Consider the following 4863-nt stretch of genomic DNA (forward strand, 5'->3'; position numbering starts at 1 on the left):
GTTCGTCCCCGGCGGGGGTTGCCGGTTCTGCGCAATCGCGCCACCTTCCTCCTTGTGGTATAAATTAATCGCCTGAGAACAACCACTAAGAGAGGTCGCCGCCAAGAATATCCATGAAGCCGCGAAACGCCGCCCGACCATTTCTAACCCCTCTTCGCTTGCCGTGCCTGGGTTCTGCCTGGGCCGAACCTGCCCCTTGTTAGCCCGAGAATAGACGCCACGGAAAGGATGCCCCCGCCATGAACGCGCCCATGCCGCCCCAGGAGAATGACATCAAGCTGCCCGACGCCCAGGCGCTCGGCCGCTCGATGGCGGATATCGCGGCCCGCAGCCAGAAGCTGGTGAATGAGTGGATGAAGCGCCAGGCGGCGGAGGGAATGGCGCTGGACCCGCTGAATGTCGGCAGCGCCTTTCTGGAAATGACCGCCAAGCTGCTCTCCAACCCCTCCCAGCTGATGGAAGCGCAGATGGGGCTGTGGCGCGATTACATGACGCTCTGGCAGAACACCGCGCGGCGGATCTGGGTGGGGGAGGAGCCGGACCCGGTGATCGCGCATGACCCGCGCGACAAACGCTTCGCCGACCCGGCCTGGCGGCAGAATGAGGTGTTCGATTTCATCAAGCAGAGCTATCTGCTCTCGGCGCGTTATATCAATGATGTCGTGACCCAGGTGGACGGGCTGGAGCCGAAGACGGCGCAGAAGGTGGATTTCTACGCCCGCCAGTTCATCAACGCGCTCTCCCCCAGCAATTTCGCCCTCACCAACCCGGAAGTGCTGCGCAAGACCCGCGAGACCGGCGGCGAGAATCTGATGCGCGGCCTCAACAACCTGCTCAATGATCTGGAGCAGGGGCGGGGCAATCTGCGCATCCGCATGACCGACACGGAGGCGTTCAAGATCGGCGAGAATATCGCCGTCTCGCCCGGCCAGGTGGTGTTTCAGAATGAGCTGATGCAGCTGATCCAGTACAGCTCCAGCACCGAAAACGTGCTGGCCCGGCCGCTGCTGATTTTGCCGCCCTGGATCAATAAATTCTACATTCTCGATCTGCGGCCGAAAAACTCGCTGGTGCGCTGGCTGGTCTCGCAGGGCCATACCGTGTTCATGGTGAGCTGGGTCAATCCGGACGAGACGCTGGCCGACAAGAATTTCGACGATTACATGCAGGATGGCGTGCTGGCGGCGCTGGATGCGATCGAGAAGATCACCAAGCAGCCGAAGGTGAACGCCATCGGCTATTGCCTGGGCGGCACGCTGCTGGCCTCCACATTGGGCTATATGGCGGCGACGGGGGATGAGCGCATCGCCTCCGCCACCTTCTTCGTGACGCTGACCGATTTCGCCGATGCCGGGGAGCTGGGCGTGTTCATCGATGAGGAGCAGCTCACCCAGATCGAGGAGAAGATGGCCAAGCGCGGCTATCTGGAGGGGGCGGAGATGGCCACCACCTTCAACATGCTGCGCGCCAATGATCTGATCTGGAGCTTCGTGGTGAATAACTACCTGCTCGGGCAGGAGCCGTTCCCGTTCGATCTGCTCTATTGGAATTCGGATTCCACCCGCATGCCGGCGGCGATGCATTCTTTCTATCTGCGCAACATGTACCAGAAGAACCTGCTCTGCCAGCCGGGCGGGATTTCGATGAAGGGGGTGGGGGTGGATCTCTCCCAGGTGAAGATCCCCTGCTATTTCCTCTCCTGCCGGGAGGATCACATCGCGCCCTGGACCAGCACCTATAAGGGGGCGCGCAATTTCGGCGGCCCGGTGCGCTTCGTGCTGGCCGCCTCGGGCCATATTGCCGGGGTGGTCAATCCGCCGGAGGGCGGCAAATATAACCATTTCATCAATGAGGCGCTGCCCGAGAGCCCGGATGAATGGTTCAAGGAGGCGACCGAAATCGCCGGGTCCTGGTGGCCGGATTGGCAGCGCTGGGTCACCGCCCAGAATGCCGAGACAGTCCCGCCGCGCGAGCCGGGCAAGGTGCGCGGCTTCAAGGCGCTGGAGGCGGCCCCTGGCTCCTATGTGGCGGTGCGCAGCTAGAGCAACATCCAGTCAAACGAGATCGTTTGATCGGATAAAGTTGCTCGCTCGAACAAAAAGCGAGAGCGTATCCCGTGCGCCAACGTGAACGGAATACGCTCTGGCGCAATGTCTGCTTGGATGACGCGCCGCCTCCCAAACCACGGCGGGACAGTCAAAAAAGCGCATTCGCCCAGAGATGTTTTGCAGTGCCCCGCTAAACTTTCCCTCCCAGGAAACCGGAAAAAACGCCCCGCCTTGTGCGGGGCGCTTTTGTCGGTGCCGCCATGCTGCGCCGCCGCGCGGCAGGAAAATCCATAAACTCAACCCTCTAGATGGCGGAATGTGTCATTTCAGCAACATGGTCGGGGCAAAGCGGGAGGCTGGCTTGTTTCGTCTGGCAATTTTTGGGGGTTGGCATGTAGATTGCGAATTCATTACCGACGATGGCGTTTGTTGGGGCGGTTTCTGCGCCAAGAATGTTGTCGGGTTAAAGTTTAGGCACAACGCGCGGATGATTGCGCAATCAGGAGGCATAATGATTACGATGCGTCGGCAACTTCTGGGTCTTGGCTTTGTCGCCGGGTCCTCTCTTCTGGCGATGAATGCGGCGCACGCGCTGAATGGCCCCACCGCGATCAATATCGATGGCGGCCCGCTCGGTTCGCTGAGCCTGAGCGGCGGCTTCGATGCCTATGGCTTCGCCGTGTCTGGCATGCCCGCCGGCGGCAATGGCAGCAACACCACCAATGTCGGCACCAATGTCGGCTCCGCCATCATCCAGCTGCAGAAGACCACCGGTGAGCTGCAGTTCAATATCGAGATCGGTTCCGTCGGCGGCAGCATCGCGCCCGGCACCGTGACCTCGCGTCCGGGCCAGACCTCGGTCAGCAATTATGTCACCGGCCCGCTTTACGAGGGCTACGTGACCTTGGCGCCGAAAGACATGCCCTTCACCATCTCCGCCGGCCAGCTGGGCTCGCTGGAAGGTTATGAGGCCTCGCTGCCCTGGTTCAACCCGTCGCAGCTCGTCACCTCGATCTTCTACGTGCAGAACTCCTCCGCGCGCGGCGTCGAGGCCAACTACACCAAGGGGCCGTTCTCCGCGACTGTCGAATATGGCGATGGCTGGGATACGGGCGTGTTCAACTTCGTGCAGGCGCTGGGCACCTACACGATCGACCCGAACAACGTGCTGAACGTGTATTATGCCGGCAATGTTGGCCGCCAGGGTCTGACCGCCAAGACCTACAGCAACACCAGCGTTGCGAGCTACGGCCCGTACTTCATGAACTCGCAGATGTTCGGCGCCTATTACAGCTTCACCGCCGGCAACCTGAACCTGGTGCCGGAAGTGCAATATGTGTACGCCCACACCAACCACCAGCTGGGCATCAACAAGACCACCGCCAATCTGGGCGCGGCCTTGTTTGGCAACTACACCTTCGGCAAGAGCCCCTACTCGCTGGGCGGCTGGGTCGAGTATGAGAACTCCCAGGGTGCGGGCAGCTGGTTTGTCGGTCCGAAGTCCGAGGGCGTCGGCTTCGCTCTGGCCCCGACCTGGCAGTACAAGGACCTCTATGCCCGCGTGAACGCCGGTGGCTTCTACCTGCTGAACAACAAGTATCAGGGCGTGTCCTACGGCTACGGCACCAGCGGCAGGGACAAGTTCCAGTTCGTTGGCACCCTCGAGGGCGGTGTGCTGTTTTAAGCCTCCCGCTTCGAACAAAAGGGAAAGGCCGGCGCTTGCGCCGGCCTTTTTGCGTTTCAGGCGAGGTTCGTTTCAGGCTGAAACCTGGTCCAGCCAGTCCTGCAGATTATAATAATTGGTGACACGGGTGATCCGGCCACCCGCCACCTCGAAAAAGGCGCCGCCGGGCAGCACATAGCTTTGGCCCTTGGCCTCCGGCAGCCCCTCGGCGGTGGTGAGATAGCGCCCATGCACGACATATTCCGCGGCCGCGCGGGTTGCCGATTTGTCGGACAGGATCTGGATATTTTCCAGGCGCTCGGCGTAGCAGCGTTGCATTTCCGCCATGAAGGCGCGGAAGGCGGGCTTGCCGGTCTGGGTTTCGGACTGGTTGATGTCGTGGCGGACATCCTCGCTCAGCAGCGCCAGCATCGCCTCCCAGTCGGCCTTGTTGAAGGCGGCGTAATAGGCTTCGATCAGCGCCTCGGTCTCGTCTCGCATCCTGTACTCCTTGTTGGCGTGCCTACAAGAGAGCGCGCAAGCGCGGCTGGCAAGCCGATCAGCCGCTGCGGCCGAAGAGTTTTTCCAGATCGGCGCGGGTGAGCTTGAGGAAGGTCGGGCGGCCATGCGAGCAGGTGGCGGCGCGCGGCGTGGCCTCCATCTCGCGCAGCAGCGCGTCGATCTCCTCGCGCTGCAGCCGCCGCCCGGCGCGGATGGAGCGATGACAGGCCAGCCGCGCCAGGGCGGCATCCAGCTTCGCCTCCAGCGCCAAGGGCGCGCCGGCCTCGGCGAATTCCTCCGCCAGATCGCGCAGCAGTCCGGCGGCGTCCGGGTCTTTCAGCGCCGCCGGCACGGCGCGGACCAGAATCGCGCCGGGGCCGAAGGGCTCGATCTCCAGCCCCAGCCGGGCCAGGGTTTCGGTCTCCCCCAGCAGCCGCGCCGCTTCCATCGCGGGCAGGTCCACCACCACCGGCACCAGCAGCGGCTGGGTGGCGATGCGGCCCTCCTGGAACTGGGCGCGCAACCTTTCCTCGGTCAGGCGTTCATGCGCGGCATGCTGATCGACGATCACCAGCGCGCCGTCCGGCGCCTGCGCCAGCACATAAGTATCGAGAATCTGCGCCAGAGGTGCCCCGAGCGGGTGTCCGGTGG

3 protein-coding genes and 1 pseudogene are annotated in these 4863 nt (G+C 62.6%); 2 read left to right on the forward strand and 2 right to left on the reverse strand.

From position 1 onward, the window contains the following. Positions 1-239: 239 nt before the first annotated feature. Both MXAZACID_RS13990 and MXAZACID_RS13995 read left to right on the forward strand, forming a co-directional pair. On the forward strand, positions 240-2042 hold the full coding sequence (locus tag MXAZACID_RS13990; RefSeq protein ID WP_008495100.1) for an alpha/beta hydrolase: 1803 nt from the start codon (positions 240-242) through the stop codon (positions 2040-2042). A 517-nt stretch (positions 2043-2559) separates the two neighbouring features. Then, positions 2560-3732: a hypothetical protein gene (locus tag MXAZACID_RS13995; RefSeq protein WP_039885396.1), complete on the forward strand. Its 1173-nt coding sequence runs from the start codon at positions 2560-2562 to the stop codon at positions 3730-3732. A gap of 72 nt (positions 3733-3804) precedes the next feature. Here MXAZACID_RS13995 and MXAZACID_RS14000 read toward each other — a convergent pair whose 3' ends face one another. After that, positions 3805-4212, reverse strand: coding sequence for a ketosteroid isomerase-related protein (locus tag MXAZACID_RS14000; RefSeq protein ID WP_008495103.1), 408 nt, complete (start codon positions 4210-4212; stop codon positions 3805-3807). A 58-nt stretch (positions 4213-4270) separates the two neighbouring features. Beyond that, positions 4271-4863, reverse strand: a pseudogene (locus tag MXAZACID_RS18385) (DNA mismatch repair protein MutL); the annotation flags it as partial.

The sequence above is a fragment of the Acidocella sp. MX-AZ02 genome (assembly GCF_000306035.1).
Taxonomy (GTDB): domain Bacteria; phylum Pseudomonadota; class Alphaproteobacteria; order Acetobacterales; family Acetobacteraceae; genus Acidocella; species Acidocella facilis.